General features: G+C 69.7%; 14 protein-coding genes and 1 pseudogene. 11 read left to right on the top strand and 4 right to left on the bottom strand.

Annotated features, from left to right (window positions below; genetic code table 11):
- Positions 1–4: 4 nt before the first annotated feature.
- Positions 5–751, bottom strand: coding sequence for an SDR family oxidoreductase (locus A3CU_RS0118395; protein WP_027943556.1), 747 nt, complete (start codon positions 749–751; stop codon positions 5–7).
- Between the two features lie 255 nt (positions 752–1,006).
- On the opposite strand from A3CU_RS0118395, the gene A3CU_RS0118390 reads away from it, so the two are divergent.
- The 7 genes and pseudogenes from A3CU_RS0118390 to A3CU_RS0118360 all read left to right on the top strand — a co-directional run bounded on the left by A3CU_RS0118390 (position 1,007) and on the right by A3CU_RS0118360 (position 10,416).
- On the top strand, positions 1,007–1,834 hold the full coding sequence (locus tag A3CU_RS0118390; RefSeq protein WP_027943555.1) for a M55 family metallopeptidase: 828 nt from the start codon (positions 1,007–1,009) through the stop codon (positions 1,832–1,834).
- Complete coding sequence (locus A3CU_RS0118385; RefSeq protein ID WP_027943554.1) at positions 1,827–3,167, top strand: M20/M25/M40 family metallo-hydrolase; 1,341 nt, start codon at positions 1,827–1,829, stop codon at positions 3,165–3,167. Before A3CU_RS0118390 ends, A3CU_RS0118385 begins: the two co-directional genes overlap by 8 nt.
- Positions 3,168–3,218: 51 nt before the next feature.
- Positions 3,219–3,791, top strand: a pseudogene (locus A3CU_RS55435) (alpha/beta fold hydrolase); the annotation flags it as partial.
- Positions 3,755–4,024 (top strand): serine aminopeptidase domain-containing protein, encoded by a 270-nt coding sequence (locus tag A3CU_RS55430; protein ID WP_027943552.1) that lies wholly within the window; start codon positions 3,755–3,757, stop codon positions 4,022–4,024. The pseudogene A3CU_RS55435 and the gene A3CU_RS55430, both read left to right, overlap by 37 nt.
- Before the next feature lie 107 nt (positions 4,025–4,131).
- Entirely contained in the window at positions 4,132–7,170 is a 3,039-nt protein-coding gene (locus A3CU_RS0118370; protein WP_027943551.1) for a GH92 family glycosyl hydrolase, read from the top strand.
- Positions 7,161–9,293 (top strand): FUSC family protein, encoded by a 2,133-nt coding sequence (locus A3CU_RS45355; protein ID WP_063628848.1) that lies wholly within the window; start codon positions 7,161–7,163, stop codon positions 9,291–9,293. Before A3CU_RS0118370 ends, A3CU_RS45355 begins: the two co-directional genes overlap by 10 nt.
- Positions 9,294–9,426: 133 nt before the next feature.
- On the top strand, positions 9,427–10,416 hold the full coding sequence (locus A3CU_RS0118360) for a malate dehydrogenase (protein ID WP_027943550.1): 990 nt from the start codon (positions 9,427–9,429) through the stop codon (positions 10,414–10,416).
- A 54-nt stretch (positions 10,417–10,470) separates the two neighbouring features.
- On the opposite strand, the gene A3CU_RS0118355 is transcribed toward A3CU_RS0118360, so the two are convergent.
- Positions 10,471–11,451, bottom strand: coding sequence for a GlxA family transcriptional regulator (locus A3CU_RS0118355; RefSeq protein WP_027943549.1), 981 nt, complete (start codon positions 11,449–11,451; stop codon positions 10,471–10,473).
- A gap of 71 nt (positions 11,452–11,522) precedes the next feature.
- Between A3CU_RS0118355 and A3CU_RS0118350 the strand changes: the two genes are divergently transcribed.
- The 4 genes from A3CU_RS0118350 (at position 11,523) to A3CU_RS45350 (ending at position 14,589) form a co-directional block, all read left to right on the top strand.
- Complete coding sequence (locus A3CU_RS0118350) at positions 11,523–12,728, top strand: MFS transporter (protein WP_043841562.1); 1,206 nt, start codon at positions 11,523–11,525, stop codon at positions 12,726–12,728.
- 113 nt (positions 12,729–12,841) lie between these two features.
- Positions 12,842–13,276 carry an SRPBCC domain-containing protein gene (locus tag A3CU_RS0118345; protein ID WP_027943547.1) on the top strand — a complete coding sequence of 145 codons (435 nt, stop codon included), beginning with the start codon at positions 12,842–12,844 and terminating at the stop codon, positions 13,274–13,276.
- A gap of 9 nt (positions 13,277–13,285) precedes the next feature.
- The gene (locus A3CU_RS0118340; protein ID WP_027943546.1) at positions 13,286–13,633 is read left to right on the top strand and encodes an ArsR/SmtB family transcription factor; all 348 of its coding nucleotides are present in this window, start codon (positions 13,286–13,288) and stop codon (positions 13,631–13,633) included.
- 89 nt (positions 13,634–13,722) lie between these two features.
- The gene (locus tag A3CU_RS45350; protein WP_052371861.1) at positions 13,723–14,589 is read left to right on the top strand and encodes a DUF899 family protein; all 867 of its coding nucleotides are present in this window, start codon (positions 13,723–13,725) and stop codon (positions 14,587–14,589) included.
- A 102-nt stretch (positions 14,590–14,691) separates the two neighbouring features.
- Here the strand turns inward: A3CU_RS45350 and A3CU_RS45345 are convergent, their stop codons facing one another.
- Both A3CU_RS45345 and A3CU_RS0118325 read right to left on the bottom strand, forming a co-directional pair.
- Positions 14,692–16,752, bottom strand: a complete 2,061-nt coding sequence (locus A3CU_RS45345) for a M3 family metallopeptidase (RefSeq protein WP_084143350.1) — start codon at positions 16,750–16,752, stop codon at positions 14,692–14,694.
- Complete coding sequence (locus A3CU_RS0118325; protein WP_027943545.1) at positions 16,749–17,459, bottom strand: histidine phosphatase family protein; 711 nt, start codon at positions 17,457–17,459, stop codon at positions 16,749–16,751. Before A3CU_RS0118325 ends, A3CU_RS45345 begins: the two co-directional genes overlap by 4 nt.
- Positions 17,460–17,504: the final 45 nt, after the last annotated feature.

The raw sequence follows: 17,504 nt of genomic DNA, 5'->3' as shown, positions 1-17,504 counted from the left end.
CGGATCAGCTGACGGGACCCAGTCCGGCGCCGCTGATCCGGTACTCCGGACCACTGCCGGGATCTGTCGCTACTTCCACGACGGCCTTGCCGACCTGTTCCGGGATGAGAATCGGCTGTATGCCTTCGATGAAGGTGTCCCGGTCGACGCCCTGGCGCGCGGCGTAGCCGGTGACCCCGACCGCGCCGACCCCGGCGGCCGGCGTCAACTGGGGAAGCAACGTGACAAACCGGATACCAAGGCCGGCCCGCTTCGACTCGTCGGCCGCGTATGCGCGGATAAACCGGATGGTGCTGTTGGCGCCGGCGTATCCGCCGCTCAGCGGAGATGCCCCCACGGAAAGGGCGGCTCCGCTGGAAATCGCGACGACCACGCTCCCCGGCGCCAGCGGCTCCCGAAGCGCCGCACGCGTCCAAACGAAGGCGTGCCGGGTGTCGACCTGCCAGCTGCGACTGAAGGTCTCCCAAGTGTGCTGGTGCACGGGCGCCATGTGCGGCGTCGCCCCGGCGTTGAGGACGAGCAGGCTGGGACGGCGTTCGCGGATCGTGTCTTCCGCGAACGCTTCGTCGGTAGCGTCGGCGGCAATCGGCGTGAAACCGTCGCCGAGTTCGTCGTGGACGGCACGCAAGTCTTGCTCGCCACGGGCGATGCCAACGACGTTGGTGCCCGTGGCGACGAGCGCTGCAGCGATCGCGCGCCCGAAACCACGGCTGGCGCCGGTGACAACGGCGGTAGGAAAGGGAACGGACATCGGACACTCCCAAGTGGAGTCGGGTTCGGTCCGGATCAAGACCTGCCGCAGGCACGAAACCCGTCTCCACGGGACGGTGATGTATGACACAGAATTCCCGACGAGACTCACGACTCGGACCGAGAGGTTCGCCCTTCCCAAGCTCAGAGGTGGTGATATTGGCTTACTTACAGCTGGGTGAGTTCGCCCTGAAAACGCGAAGCGTATAGGATGTTATACACTTGCAATGGCGCTCGTGCCGTAAGGTCCAGACCCATGCGCATCCTCATCTCGGCCGACATGGAGGGCGCCACCGGCGTCACGTGGACCGACGACGTCGTGCCTGGAACCGAGCAGTGGCAGCGTTTCCGCCGGCTGTTCACGACGGACGTAAACGCCACGATCGCCGGCCTGTGCCAGGGCGGCGCCGACGACATCCTGGTCAACGAAGCGCACTCGTCCCAGCGCAACCTGCTCCTTGAAGACCTGGACACCCGGGCGCGGATGCTCACCGGCCGGCACAAGCCGCTGTCGATGATGCAGGGCATCGACTCAGGGGTGGACGGCGTGGTGTTCGTCGGCTACCACGCCGGTGCCGGTGCCGAAGGCGTGTTGGCCCACACGTACCTGGAGAACCAGATCACCGGCGTGTGGCTGGACGGCGTTCCGGCGAGCGAAGGGCGGCTCAACGCGGCGCTCGCCGCTGAGCACGGCGTACCGGTGCTGATGGTGACCGGCGACGACAAGACCTGCCAAGACGCCGCCGGCTACGCGCCCGATGCCAAACTGGTCGCGGTGAAGGAATGCGTCAGCCGGTATGCGGCGATCTGCTTGCCGCCGCAACGCACCGCGGTGGCGCTCACCGAGGCGGCGGTAGCGGCCATGGACCGCGCGGGACGCGGGCACCCGGAGCCGGGGCCGCACCGGATCGAGGTCGAGTTCGACGCGAGCCATCTCGCGGAGGCCGCGGCCGTGGTACCCACCGTCGAGCAACTCGGCGTTCGCCGTGTCGGGTTCGACGCCGGAAATATGACCGAGGCGATGAAGGCGTTCAAGGTGGTCACGGCGATCGCCGCGGGCGCGGTACAGGGGAAGTATGGCTGAGCGACCAGCGGACCACACCGACGCGGCCGGCTTGTGCGCCGAACTGATCCGCTTCGACACCACGAACCGGGGCAACGGCGAGTCCGCCGGTGAGCGGGAAGCGGCCGAGTTCGTCGCCGGAGTGCTGGCCGAGGCCGGGGTCGAGGCGAAGATCCTCGAATCGGCGCCACGCCGTGCGAACGTGCTCGCCCGGATCCCCGGCCGCGACCCCTCGCTGCCGGCGCTGCTGGTGCAGGGCCACCTCGATGTGGTGCCGGCCGACGCCACGGAGTGGTCTGTATCACCATTCTCCGGCGAGATCCGCGATGGATACGTGTGGGGCCGCGGCGCGGTCGACATGAAGGATTTCGTGGCGATGGTCCTGGCCGTCGTCGCAGGCGGGTTACGGCCACGGCGCGACGTCGTGCTCGCTTTCGTCGCCGACGAAGAGGATCGCGGCGAGTACGGCGCGCACTGGCTGGCCACCGAGCACGCCGTGGAGTTCGCCGGCTGCGCCGCGGCGATCAGCGAGTCCGGCGGCTACAGCTACTGGGTTAAAGCCTCTGGCGCCGGCGGGCGCGGTTTACCCGCGGCCGGCGGGCGGGCCGTGCGCCTCTACCCCATCGCCACCGCGGAACGCGGCACGGCGCACCTGCGGCTCACCGCGCGGGGCCGGGCCGGGCACGGTTCCCGCCGCAACGACGAAAACGCCGTCGTGCGACTGGTCGGTGCGGTGCACCGGATCGCCACCCACCGCTGGCCGGTACACCTGACCCCGACCGTCGAGGCCTTCCTCGTGCGGACCGGCGCGGCCCTCCGCGTCCCGGTCGATCTGTCCGATGTGGACGGTACGCTCGCGCGGCTGGGGCCGGCGGCCGCGCTGGCGGAGAACACGGTACGCAACAGCACCACACCGACCATGCTCGACGCCGGGTACAAGGTGAACGTGATCCCGAGCACCGCGCGAGCACAGGTCGACACGCGCGTGCTGCCCGGCGCCGAGGACGAGTTGCTCGCGCAGATCGACGCGCTGCTCGGCCCCGGCGTGGAACGGGAGTTCGTCGCCCACCAGCCGCCCGTGCAGGCACCGGTGGACTCCCCGTGGTTCACGGCCATGGCCGACGCGCTGCGCGCCGAGGATCCCGAGGCCGTCGTGGTGCCCTACTGCATGGGCGGCGGCACCGACGCGAAGGCGTTCAGCCGGCTGGGCATCGACTGCTACGGCTTCGCGCCGCTCTGGCTTCCGGAGGGCTTTCCGTACCGGGAACTCGCGCACGGTGTCGACGAACGGGTCCCGGTCGAGGGCTTGCGGTTCGGCACCGCCGTCCTGCGCCGCTTCCTCACCGACTGCTGAAGGCAGGGCCGCCCCGGCTTCACCGCCCACTCAGGCCTGGATAGATCCCACATGGGAGCGAGGAAACCGATGCCGCACGCGATGACACCGGACGGAACCCGCATCGCCTACCAGCTCCAGGGCCAGGGGACACCGCTGGTCCTGCTGGCGGGGCAGGCCAACAACCACCACTGGTGGGACGCGATTCGCGCCGACTTCCATCCCGCTCGCAGCACCCTCACGCTCGACTACCGCGGCACCGGCGACAGCGACAAGCCCGACACCCCCTACAGCACCGAACTGTTCGCCCAGGACGTCATCGCCGTCCTCGACGAACTCGGCATCGACCGGGCCGACGTCTACGGCGCGTCCATGGGCGGACGGGTGGCCCAGCAGCTCGCGGCCCGCCACCCCCACCGGGTGGGGGCCCTGGTTCTCGGCTGCACCTCACCCGGCGGCCCGCACAGCGTCGAACGGGGAAACGACGTCCGCCAAGCCCTGGCGCAACCTCAGCCCGGAGCCGCGCGACAGGCCCTGCTGGAGCTGATGTACACCCCCAATGGCTCGCCTCGCATCTCGGCTCGCACCACACCCTCGGCGACCCCGGTATGCCTGCCCACGCCCGGCGCCACCACCTCGCGGCCAGCAACCGGCACGACGCCTGGGACATCCTGCCGGACATCAGCGCACCCACCCTGGTCGTCCACGGAAGCGACGACCAGCTCAACCCCACCGCCAACGCACACCTGCTCACCGAACGCATCCCCAACGCCCGACTCCATCTGATCCACGGAGCCCGGCACGCCTACTTCGAGGAGTTCCGTACCCAGGCCAGCCCCCTCGTCCTGGACTTCCTCACCACCGCGTATCAGCCGTAAGAACAGCGCAGCTGATACTCGGACACCCCGCACCTGACATACGGCACTCCGTATAGGTTGTTATACACTATCAGTTTCTGGTCCGCCAGAGCGACTACTGTGGTGCCGTGATCGTGAGCCGGTTCTTCTCCTCGTTCGAAGAGGGCGATCCGACACCGGTGACCGGCGCCCAGGTGGGCGCCGGTCCGGCGCGCTCCCCCACGGCGAAGACTGGCGCCGGGTTCACCGGGTTGAAGGCCCTCCGCTACGCGGCCACCACGACGCTCCGCCGTGTGGTGTTCGAAGTGGACATCCCGGTCACCCCGCACACCGAACTGTCCTATGTGATCTTTCCCGAGTGGGACGGCGGCTACCGCAGCACCTGTGCCGCGCTCGATGCCGAGTTCGACGACGGCGGGACGCTGGGCGAATGGCCGGAGTCGAAGACGCTCTACCCGGACCAGTGGAACCTGGTGCGGCGCCCGCTCGGCTCGGCCGCCGGCCGACGCATCACCGCGATCGTGCTCAGCATCGCGCCGCCACCCGGGCCCGGCGAGGTGACCGGCTGGATCGACGACGTGCGGATCGCCGAGCGAACCGTCGAGCAACGTGACGCGGTGGACTGGGTACGGACGACCCGCGGCACCCACTCCAGCGGAGAGTTCTCTCGCGGGAACACGTTTCCCGCGACCGCGGTACCGAACGGCTTCAACTTCTGGACCCCGGTGACCGACGCGTCCAGCCTCTCCTGGCTGTACGAGTACCACCGCCGCAACGACGAAGGGAACCGGCCGGCGTTGGAGGCCTTCGCGTTGAGCCACCAGCCGAGCCCGTGGATGGGTGACCGCCACACCTTCCACCTACGGCCCGGCATCGGCCCGCCGACCGACCGCGCGCTGGCCTTCGGCCATGAGAACGAAATCGACCGGCCCTACCACTACGGTGTCCGCTTCGACAACGGCATCGCCACCGATCTCGCACCCACCGACCACGCTGCGCTGTTCCGGTTCACCTTCCCCGGCCCGGGCGGCTGGGTACGGATCCGCAGCGGAAAAGGCTTGCGTATCAACGCGGCCCGCGGCACCTTCACCGCCTACACCTCGGTACGCAGCGGGCTGTCGAAGGGCGCGCGCCGGATGTTCGTTTACGGGACCTTCGACCAGCCGGCGAAGCGTGGTCGCCGGCATCTCGCGTTCGACACGGAGACGGTCGTGCTGCGGATCGCCACCTCACTGATCAGCCTGGACCAGGCGCGGCGCAACCTCGGGCAGGAGATTCCCGCCGGCACCACCTTCGAGCAGGTGCGGGAGCGGGCACGCGCGCGCTGGCAGGACCTGCTCGGCCGGGTGGAGTTGGACGGCGCGACCGACGATCAGCTCACCACCTTCTACTCCGGCCTCTACCGCCTGTTCCTCTACCCGAACTCCGGCCACGAGGAGACCCCGTCCGGTCGCCGCCACGCCAGCCCGGTGATCCGCCGGTGGTGGCCGAGCACGCGCACCCACACCGGAGCGAGGGTCGTGCCCGGCCCGATGTCGGTGAACAACGGGTTCTGGGACACCTACCGCACCGCGTGGCCGATGTACGCGCTGCTGGCACCCCGACGCTGCGGCGAGCTCATCGAGGGATTCCTCCAGCAGTACCGGGAAGGCGGGTGGATCGCACGGTGGTCCTCCCCCGGCTATGCCGACCTGATGACCGGCACCAGTTCCGACGTCGCCTTCGCCGACGCCTACCTCAAAGGTGTGCGCGGGTTCGACGTCGACGCCGCCTACGACGCCGCGCTGCGCAACGCCACCGTCGCTCCGCGCAGTCGCGCGGTCGGCCGCAAGGGCCTGCACGAGTCGATCTTTCTCGGCTACACGCCGTTGACCACGCACGAAGGGCTGTCGTGGGCTTTGGAAGGCTGCATCAACGACTTCGGTATCGCCAATCTCGCCGAAGAACTCGGGCGCACCGACGACGCCCGCTACTTCCGGCAAAGGGCGCTGCACTACGTGAATCATTTCGATGCCCGCATCGGCTTCTTCCAGGGGCGGCACCGCGACGGCGGCTGGCGGTGGGAACCGGACCGCTACGATCCGGCGAGATGGGGTTTCGACTACACCGAGACCAACGGGTGGAACACCGCCTTCTCCGTCCCTCACGACGGCGCGGGCCTGGCGGACCTGCACGGCGGGCCGGCCGCGCTGGAGTCCACAATGGACAAATTCTTCGCGACCGCGGAGACCGGGCGGAACACCGGTTCCTACCGTGGGATCATCCACGAGATGACCGAAGCCCGGGACCTGCGGATGGGCCAGTACGCGCACTCGAACCAGCCCTCCCATCACATCCCGTTCATGTACCTGCACGCCGAAGCGCCGGCGAAGGCGCAGGCCGTGGTGCGCGAGGTGCTGACCCGCGGCTACACCGGCAGCGAGATCGGCCAGGGTTACCCGGGAGACGAGGACAACGGCGAGATGTCGGCCTGGTACCTCTTCGCCGCGCTCGGCCTGTATCCACTGGCCGTGGGCAGCCCGGTGTATGTACTCGGGGCGCCACTGTTCCGGCGCGCGAAGATCCGGCTGGAGAACGGTAATGACCTGGTGATCACCGCCTCCCGGGACGCGCCCTACGTGCGCGGGCTGCGGGTCAACGGCCGGCCGCACACCCGGGCGTGGATCTCCCACGACGAGCTGACCTCCGGTGCGGTCCTCGACTTCGACCTGTCCGAGACCCCGTCGGACTGGGGCACTCCCCCGCCGTCGCTGACCGCGCCCGGTCAGCGACCGCACCCACTGACCGACCTGCGCGGGCACGCCCGGTCCGACGACGGCTCCGACGTGGCCGCACTGTTCGACGACACCAGCCTCACCCAGGTCACCTTCCGCTCGCGCACCCCGGCCATCGAGTACACAGTGGACGGACCGGACCGGCCGGTGGAGCTCTACACGCTCACCTCGGGCACTCGTGGCCGGCCCACCGCGTGGACCCTCGACGGCTCCCCCGACGGCCACGACTGGACCGTCCTCGACGAGCGCGACGGCCAGTCCTTCCGCTGGCCGCGCCAGACCCGGCCGTTCGCGCTCGCCCGGCCGGCGGCCTACCGGCACTACCGGCTCTGTATCCGGTCCTCGGGCGGCGGCCGGCTTTCCCTGGCACAGTGGGAGTTGCTGTGCCGGTGAACCTCGAGACGCTGAGAGTGGCGCGCGAACGGCTGGTGGCCGCCGATCCCGGGCTGGTGCGCCTGCGGCTGGCCGTGTGGGCGGTGCTGAGCATCGCGCTGTCAGCCGTGGTGCTCAACCTGCTCCACCGGCCGCTGCAGGTGATCCCCGTCGCCGGGGTCGCGGCGATGCAGTCGGCGTTCACGGTCAACGACCGGACCCGCGGCGCTCAGGCCGTGACCCTGGTGCTGGCCACCTCCGCGGGCGCGGTCTCGCTCACCGCCGCCGCCTTCGGCTCACTCGTGCCGCCACTGAACTACTTCCTGTTCATCGTGCTGATCTTCCTCGCGGTGTATGCGCAACGGTTCGCGCCGCGTGGGAGCGCGCTGGGCGCGCTGCCGTTCTTCATGTTCTTCCTCGCGATGTTCCTGCAGGTCAGGCCCGCCCAGCTGCCGCTGGTACTGGAGGCGCTGGCCATCGGTGTCGCGTCGCACGCCTTGGTGCGGTTCGTGTTCCTCCCCCGCCGTCCCTCGGCCGAGTTGCTTCGGGTGCGCCGCGCTTTCCGCGCCCGGCTGGGCGCGGTGGCCCGGGCGGCGGCCGCCTACCTGGCCGGCGGCGGCACAGACCGGCGGCGGGCCGCGTTGCGGCGCGCCGATTCCCGTCTGCACGAAGCGGTCCTCATGATCGAGGACGCGATCTCCGACGTGCTCGACCCACCGGCGGCCGAGCTGCTGCGGCGCCGCGCGATCGAGGTGGAGCTGGCGGCGCAATGGCTGTCCATCGCCACCCGGCGCACGAACTTCGAGGAGCTGCCCGAGCGCGTACGCGAGGAGCTCGTCGAGAGCCTGCTGCGGTTCGACGCGATGATCGAAAGCGATCCGCGGGCGCTGCCGGTGATCAGTGAGACCGAGGAGTTCAGCCGGATGCTGGTGGCCGGAAGCCGGCTCGGCGAACCCGCGCCGGGCGACGACCTCCGCCGGGCGATCGCCGAGCTCGCGCTCGCCGACGTCAACGCGCAGCGGATCGCGGAAAACGACTACTCGGCCGAGGCCGAGCTGCCGGAACCGCCGGCACCGGAACCCGAGCCCGCCTTCACCTTCGACAACCGGACCCGCAGCGCGGTGCAGGCCATGATCGCCGCTGGACTCGCCGTGCTCGGCGGCGAACTCGTCTCGCACCAGCGCTGGTACTGGGCGGTGCTCACGGTGTTCGTGGTGTTCCTCAACACCTCCACCGCGGGCGCGACCGTGGTCAAGGGATTCCGGCGGGTGGCCGGCACGATGGTCGGGATCTTCGGCGGCATGCTGCTCGCACTGCTCGCCGCCGGCCACACCACGGCCATCGTCGTGCTACTCATGCTGTGCGTGTTCGGCATGGTCTACACGATCCGGGTGTCGCAGGTGGTGGGGTCGTTCTTCATCACCTGTCTGCTCGGACTGCTCTACAGCCTGCTCGGCACGTTCAGCCTCGAGGTGCTGTGGGTGCGGGTGGCCGAAACCGCCATCGGCGCGGCGGCCGGGTTGCTCGCCGCCGTGGCCGTGCTGCCGGTGCGCATGCGGACCGTGTTGCGCACCAACCTGGAGGAGGTGCTCGAAGCGCTACGCGACCTGGTCACCGGGGCCGAAGACCTGATGAGCGGGCGGGAGAACATCAACGTGATCGAACTCTCGCGGGAGCTGGACCGGGCGGTGGAGACGGTGCGCACCACACTCGAGCCGCTCACCCACCCGATGAACGTGGTCAGCCGCCGCTACTACACGTCGTACGTGTTGAGCGCGCTGAACGGGATAGCCTTCCGCGCCCGCAACCTCGCCGCGCGCGCCGAACCGGGCCTGCTCGCCGCCGACGACCGGCTCACCGAGTTCGTCGACCGGATCACCGGCAACATCGACGTCATCGCCGAAGCCATCGAGACCGGCACGGCCCGCAACCGGCTGGACCACGACCCCGGCGCCCCCGCCATCCGCAAGTCGGACGATTCGGAGATCCGCGCCGTGCTGACCAGCCTCGACCGGCTCGACGAGTGGATCGTCGCGCTGGGCAGGGCGCTCGGCATCGAGACCGCCAACGGCGACGGCGGGCGGCGCCAACCCGAGCCGCCGCCCGCCGTGGCCATGATCAGCATCGCCCGGCCGGGCCGCTAGCTGCTTCCACATCACCATCGAAGTCGCGCTGGGAGTCGGCGCTGTCACAGTGAGCAGAGGCACCGGGCCACGGCGCTTGAGGACGGATAGCATCACGGGCACAAGCGAAAGACACCGTCCGCAGGAGTACGTGATGACTCAAGCCCCCGTCAACGTCACCGTCACCGGCGCCGCCGGCCAGATCGGCTACGCGCTGCTGTTCCGCATCGCGTCCGGTCAGCTGCTCGGCCCGGACACCCCGGTGAAGCTGCGGCTGCTGGAGATCCCGCAGGCGGTCAAGGCGGCCGAGGGCACCGCGATGGAGCTGGAGGACGGGGCGTTCCCGCTGCTGGCGGGCACGGACATCTTCGACGACCCGAAGCAGGCGTTCGAGGGCGCCAACGTCGCCCTCCTGGTCGGCGCCCGGCCGCGCACCAAGGGCATGGAGCGCGGTGACCTGCTGGAGGCCAACGGCGGGATCTTCAAGCCGCAGGGCGAGGCGATCAACGCCGGTGCCGCCGACGACATCAAGGTTCTCGTGGTCGGCAACCCGGCCAACACCAACGCGCTCATCGCACGGTCGCACGCGCCCGACGTGCCGGCCGAGCGGTTCACCGCGATGACCCGCCTCGACCACAACCGCGCCATCGCGCAGCTGGCCAGGAAGCTGGGCGTGGCGGTGTCGGAGATCCGGAAGATGACCATCTGGGGCAACCACTCCGCCACCCAGTACCCGGATCTGTTCCACGCCGAGGTCGGTGGCCGCATCGCGGCCGAGGCGGTCAACGACGAGGCGTGGCTGGCGAACGAGTTCATCCCGACCGTGGCCAAGCGCGGTGCGGCGATCATCGAGGCGCGCGGCGCGTCCTCGGCGGCCTCCGCCGCCTCGGCGGCGATCGACCACATCCACACCTGGGTCAACGGCACCCCGGAAGGCGACTGGACCTCCATGGCCGTGCCCTCCGACGGCTCCTACGGCGTGCCCGAGGGCCTGATCTCCTCGTTCCCGGTCACCACTCGCGACGGCGCCTACCAGATCGTGCAGGGGCTTCAGATCGACGATTTCTCCCGTGCCCGGATCGACGCCTCCGTCGCCGAACTCGTCGAGGAGCGCGACGCCGTCACCAAGCTCGGCCTGGTCTGACCTGACCGAATCGTCCGTCAAGGGGGCCGGGTCCGCGGACCCGGCCTTCCTGTGTTATCCGTCCTTTGTGGACGCCTGGGTTCCGGCAGCGGCTTGGCGGGTGAAGGTTTTCCGGTAGGCGTCCGGCGTGACCCCCACGCTTTGGCGGAAGTGCCGTCGCAGCGTGGCGGCGGTGGCGAAGCCGGATCGCCGGGCGACGAACTCGACGCTGTGGTCAGTCTGTTCCAGCAGTTCCTGCGCCCGGCGCAGGCGCTGCTCGTGCAGCCACGCCAACGGGTTGGTGCCGATCCGCGCGTGGAAGTGGCGGTTGAGCGTGCGCGGGGTCAGGTGCGCCCGGGCCGCCAGGTCGTCGACGGTGATTGGCTCGTCGAGATGGCTCAGCGCCCAGTCCATCGCCGGGGCCAGACTGTCGGACGACGACTTCGCCACCTTCGTCGTTATGTACTGGGCCTGGCCGCCGTCGCGGTGTGGCGGCGTGACCAGGCGGCGGGCGATCTCGTTGGCGACCGCGGCACCGTAGTCGCGGCGCACCACGTGCAGGCACAGGTCGGTCCCGGCGGACTTGCCCGCCGAGGTGAGCACCCGGCCTTCGTCCACGTAGAGCACATCGGGGTCGACGGTGACCGCGGGGTATCGCTCGGCGAGGGTGGCCGCATGCTGCCAGTGGGTCACCGCCCGCCGGCCGTCGAGCAAGCCGGCTTGGGCCAGCACGAACGCACCGGTGCAGATCGACATCACGCGGGCGCCGCGGTCGTAGGCCGCGCGGACCGCGCCGACCAGATCCGGCGGCGGGCACAGGGCGCCGTCGTGGCAGGCGGGAACGACCACGGTGTCGGCGGTGACCAGGTCGGCGTAGGTGTGTTCCGTCGCACTGCGAAACCACCGGTCCACCCGCGCACCGGCCGGCCCGCAGACCCGGAAGTCGTACCAGTCCGTGCCGGTGATCCCGGTGCGGTTGGTGCCGAAGACAGCACATGGCGCCGCCAGCTCGTACAGCGGCACCCCGTCGGACAACGCCAGAGCGACCACAGCCATGTCCGAAACTATACGCTTGTAGTCAGATCAGACACTGTCGTGCGGTTTGCGGCGAGCGCACCCTGGCAGGCGTGATCGTTACGCAAACATCGGCTCCCGTTCGAGCCTGGCTCGGCGCGGGAGCGGCACTGGCGGCCGTCGGCTGGGGCGCGAACCAGTTCGCCCCGCTCATCGTGCTGTACTCCACCCAGCTCGGTCTCTCGCCGGCCGCCCTCGACGCGATGTTCGGCCTGTACGCGGTCGGGCTGGTGCCCGCGCTGCTGGCCGGCGGCCGCCTGTCCGACCGGATCGGGCGGCGACGCGTCGTCCTGCCCGCGCTGCTGGCCTCGCTGGTGGCCACCTGCCTGCTCATGGCCGGCGGCCGGCACCCTGAGTTGCTGTTCACCGGGCGGTTTTTGGCCGGAGTCGCCAGTGGCCTCGCCTTCGGCACCGGGGCGGCCTGGTTGAAGGAGCTGTCGGCCGAGTCCGGGGACGCCTCGGCCGGCCCGCGCCGGTCGACGATCGCCATGACCACCGGGTTCGCCGGCGGGCCACTGGTCGCGGGCCTGTGCGCGCAATGGCTGCCCTCCCCCACCGTGACTGCCTACGTTGGGCACCTGGTCGTCCTGACCACCGCCACCGCCGCGGTCTGGCGAACGCCGGACCCCGCTCGCACCAGCGCGAAACCGGTCGCCGCCGCCCCCGGAGCGCGCGGGCTCCGCCGGCATTTCCTGCTGGTCGTGCTGCCGTTCGCGCCGTGGGTGTTCGGGACCGCGGCGATCGGGCTCGCCTACCTGCCGGCGCTGGTCGTGGACCGCGTCGGTGGTCAAGCGCTGATGTTCAGCGCGTTCGTGACCGGCGTGCCCGCCATCGCCGGCATCGCCGCCCAGCCATTGGCCAGAGCGTTCCTCCGCCGCCCGCGCGGAGTCCGGCTGTTGCCCGCCTCGATGGCCCTGGTGTTGCTGGGCATCGGATGCGCGGCGTGGGCGGCGCACGCCCGGTCACCCCTGATGGTCGTGCTGGCGTCACTCGTGCTGGGCGTCGCCTACGGCGTCACCCAGTTCGCCGGGCTGGCAGAGGTACAGCACATCGCCGACCCCCGGTCACTGGGCACGGCGACCGCGACGTATCAGGTGGTGAGCTACCTCGGCTTCGCGCTGCCGTTTCTACTTGCGCTGGCCGAGAATCACCTGCACCGGTCACCGTCGAGCCTGCTGCTCGCGATGCTCGGGCTCGCCGCGGTCGCCACCGCATGGCTTGCCGCCGTCACCGCCCTGCAGCGCCGCCAAGCCCGTTGAGCCCTCCAAGAGCAGCTTCCGACCAAAAAGTGCAACCCATAGGTTGCACGTGCCGCCACATATATGCAACCCTAGGGTTGCACTTAGTTGGAGCGGAAGCGAAGGAGACTCTCATGACCGACGACCGCATCGAGCGCGAGATTCTGATCGCGGCAGCGCCGGAACGGGTCTGGTCACTGGTGGCCGAGCCCGGGTTCTGGGTTACCGACGACGAGCGCGTTCGCGGCACCACGGTCACGGAAGGTCAGACCCTGGTGGCCCGGCACTCAGAGCACGGTGACTTCCCGATGCGGGTGGAGAAGGCCGACCCGCCGAATTACCTGGCGTATCGGTGGGTAAGTGCGTTCCCCGGCGAAGAACTACGCGAGGACAACTCCACCCTCGTGGAGTTCACCCTGACGCCCGAGGGCGACGGCACCCGGTTACGCGTCGTGGAGAGCGGGTTCGCAACCCTGCCGACCTCCGACGACAACCGCCGCAACGTGATCAGCGACCACGTCACCGGATGGGAGCAGTGCATCGCGGCTCTCGCCGCCCGCGCTGAGTAACCCAACGTCATGGACCAACGTCGCGACCCGGCAGATGTCGACAGCGTCCTCACCGCCCTGGCCGAGCCGACCCGCCGTCAACTGCTGGACCTGCTCGCCGCACACGGCCAGGCCACCGCGACGACACTCGCCGACCGGCTGCCGGTCTCCCGCCAGGCGGTGGTCAAACACCTCGCCGTCCTCGACTCAGCAGGGCTGGTCGACGGCATCAAGGTGGGGCGCGAGGTCCGGTACACGGTGCGTACCGAGGCGCTGAACATGACGGCCCGCTGGATGGCCACGCTCGCGGCCGACTGGGACCGCCGCCTGGCCAAGATCAAGCGTGCTGCCGAGGCGGCCGAGCGGGACCTGCGGTAATCCGTCCAGCAATCCACTTTTCGCCTTTCACGCCACGGAAATGCCGTATCTGTCGTTGCGATTTTCCCAAACGAGTTGAAGTGGTCACCATGAACAACCGATTCGACGCCTCCGCTTCTCACAGTTCGGCCGCACGTGCCCAGCCTCGCGTTGTCGACCGCGCCAGCTTTCAGGCTGAACTCGACAAGCTGCGTTCACGGGAGAAGGCGCACACCCGGGAAGGCGACGCGATCGCCGCGGCCCGGCGGCGCCTGCCCATGGTCGAGGTAGACGCCGACCTCGAGCTGATCGGGCCAAACGGGCCGCTCACCTTGCTCGACGCGTTCGAGGGGCGTAGGCAGCTCATCGCCTACTACTTCATGTGGAACCCCGGCCGTCCGGCGGCCGAGCAGTGTGAAGGCTGCACGTTCTACACCAGCCAGGTCGCCGAACTGTCCTACCTGCACTCCCGCGACATCACCTACGCGGTCTTCTGCCAGGGTCGCAACACGGCGGTCGGCCCGGCGGATTCCGAACTCTCGTACGACGAGAGCGTCCGCTACCGCGACTTCATGGGCTGGCACATGCCCTGGTACTCGGCGCAACCGTCCCTCGACGCGCTCCTGGTCGGGCGCCAGATCGGCTTGTTCCACCTGGTGTGCTACGTACGCGAGGGTGACCGCGTCTTCGAAACCTATTGGACGACCCGGCGCGGTGTGGAGGCACTGGACTACAGCTACGCGCTCATGGACCTCACCGTGTACGGACGCCAGGAGCCGTGGGAGGACTCGCCGCCCGGGCGGCCACAACGGTGCTCGAACACGCGGACCGACGGCGGCTCGCCCGATTGGCCACCGGTGTCCCGGTGGCCGGCGGGACGCCCGATCGGCCAGTGGCCACGGCTCGAAGCCGGGCACTCCGACGACCTCGGCACCACCCGCACCGGGCCACCGAGCCGGCCCCACCATTGCCACTAGAAACTTTTCGAAGTGGTTACGTGGCAGTGCGGGTAGCGGATGTCGCGGAGCCGGCCACACCTTGTGCTCCCGGCTCCGCGACGCCCGGCTTTTGGCCGAGTACTACGCCGGCTCCTCCACCGTGAGCCCGCGGCGGGTCAGCAGCGGCTGGATCTCCGGGTCGCGGCCGCGGAAGGAGCGGTACGCGGCCATCGAGTCCAGGCTGCCGCCGCGGCTGAGCAGCTCACGGCGGAAATGGTCGCCGTTCTCCCGTTTGAGACCGCCGTTCTCCTTGAACCATTCCACGGTGTCGGCGTCGAGCACCTCACTCCAGATGTAGGAGTAGTAACCCGCCGAGTAACCACCGCTGAACACGTGCGCGAAATACGTGCTGCGGTAACGCGGCGGCACCGTGGGCAACGCAACGCCGGCCTTCTCCAGCGCCGCCGCCTCGAACCGGCCGACATTTTCCACGCGATCATCGGCGGACAGCCCGTGCCAGGCCTGGTCCAGCAGCGCGGCGGCCAGGTACTCGGTGGTGGAGAAGCCCTCGCCGTACCGGGCCGCCTCCTGCAACCGGTCGACCAGGTGCGACGGCAACGGCTCGCCGGTGCGGTAGTGGCGCGCGTAGTTCGTCAGGACCTCGGGCCACAGCATCCACATCTCGTTGACCTGCGACGGATACTCGACGAAGTCGCGCGGCACGCTGGTGCCGGAGAACGTCGGGTACCGCACCGCCGACAACAGCCCGTGCAGCGCATGGCCGAACTCGTGGAACGCCGTGGTCACCTCGTCGAGCGTCAGCAGCGTCGGCTCGCCGGACGGCGGCTTGGCGATGTTGAGGTTGTTGACCACCACGGGACGCTCACCGAGCAGGCCCGACTCGTCGACGAAGGTGTTCATCCACGCGCCGCCGCGCTTGGAGTCACGGGTGTAGTAGTCGCCCAGGAACAGCCCGAGCGGACTGCCGTCGGCGTCGGACACCTCGAACACCCGCACGTCCGGGTGGTAAACCGGCAGGTCGTGGCGCTCGGTGAAGCTCAGGCCGTAAAGCCGGTTCGCGGCGTAGAAAACGCCGTCGCGGATGACCCGGTCCAGCTCGAAATACGGCCGCAGCGTGGCGTCGTCGAGGTCGTAGCGGGCCTTGCGCACCCGCTCCGCGTAGAACGCCCAGTCCCAGGGCTCCAGACGCGCGCCGGGCACGTCCCGTTCGAGAAGGCTCTGGAGTTCCTCGGCTTCGCGCCGCGCGTTGGCCACGGCTGCCGGGGCGAGTCGCTCCAGCAGCCCGACGGCCGCCTCCGAAGTACCGGCTGTCTGGTCGGCGATCACATACGCCGCGTGGTGTGGGTAGCCCAGTAACGCCGCACGCTCGGCCCGCAGCGCCGCGATCCGCGCCAGCACCGCGTTGTTGTCGCTGTCGTTGCCCCGGTTGCCGCGCACCGAAGACGCGGTGAACACCCGCTCGCGAAGCGCGCGGTTCTCCAGCGATGCCAGCAGCGGCTGCGAAGTGGGCAGGCTGAGGTTCAGCAGATATTTGCCGTGCTCGCCGCGCGCGTTCGCGGCCTCACCCGCGGCCGCGATCGCGTCGGCCGACAGCCCCGCCAACTCGGCGGCGTCGTCCACGAAAACCGCGAGATCATTGGTGTCCCGCAACAAGTTCTCCTGGAACTCGGTGCTCAGGGCGGACAACTCCTCGTTGAGCAGGCGCAGCCGCTGCTGGTCGGGTTCCGCCAGCCCGGCACCCGCCCGCCGGAAGTCGGTGTGCACCCGTTCCAGCAGCCACGCCGACTCCGGGTCCAGGGCGAGCGACTCGCGCCGCTCGTACAACTCGCGCACGCGGGCGAACAGGTCCGGATTCAGGTGGATCGCGTCGGAGTGGACGGCCAGGCGCGGCGCGATATCGGCCTGCAACCGCTGCAGCACCGGGTTGGTGTCCGAAGAGGTCAGGTTGAAGAACACGATGGACACCCGGTGCAGCAGCCGCCCGGACCGCTCCAGCGCCACGATCGTGTTCTCGAACGTGGCCGGCTCGGGGTTGCCCGCGATCGCCTCGATCTCGGCCGCGTGCTCGGTCAGACCCGCTTCGAAGGCCGGCGCGAAATGCTCGTCGGTGATGCGGTCGAACGGCGGCAGCCCGAAGGGCAGGTCACTTGCGGTGGCGAACGGATTGTCCGGCGTCATCAAACACGGTCCCTTTGTCCGGTGGAGCCCCCGATCTCGGCGTCGGAGGACCCTTTCTTCCTACCGCGCTTCGGCTTCTCGGGCACTATCCCGGCGAAATCGCCACCGTGGTCGTTCATGCGCACCACGAACGGGCGCGTCTCGGTGTACCGCACGACCGAGACCGACGCCGGGTCGACGACGATCCGCTGAAACGAGTCCAGATGCTGGCCGAGCGCGTCGGCGAGGATCGCCTTGAGCACGTCGCCGTGACTGCAGATCAGCCACACCGCCTCCTCGCCGTACTCCGCGGTGATCCGCGCGTCGTGTTCACGGATCGCGGTGACCGCACGCGCCTGCATCCCCGCCAGCCCCTCGCCGCCGGGGAACACCGCCGCCGACGGATGAGCCTGGACCACCCGCCACAGCGGCTCCTTGACCAGGGTCTTCAACTCCCGGCCCGTCCACTCGCCATAGTCCACTTCGGACAGCCGGGGGTCCACGGTGCGGGTCAGCCCACGCTCGGCCAGCAGCGGCGCGACGGTCTGCTTGCAGCGCAGCAGCGGCGAGGAGACCACCTCGGCCAGCGGCACGCCGGCCAGCCGCCGGCACAGCGCCCCGGCCTGGTCACGGCCGGTCTCATCCAGACCCACTTTCGGTGTGCGGCCGGCCAGCACGCCCGAGCCGTTCGCGGTCGACCGGCCGTGCCGGAGGAGAATCACGGTTGCCACGCCTGGAGGGTAACCGCGACACGCAGCGTCCGGATCGAGGGTGGT

The sequence above is a fragment of the Amycolatopsis taiwanensis DSM 45107 genome, from assembly GCF_000519205.1.
GTDB lineage: Bacteria > Actinomycetota > Actinomycetes > Mycobacteriales > Pseudonocardiaceae > Amycolatopsis_E > Amycolatopsis_E taiwanensis.
Note: the sequence above shows the minus strand (reverse complement) of the source record. Positions and strands in the feature narration are given on the sequence as shown.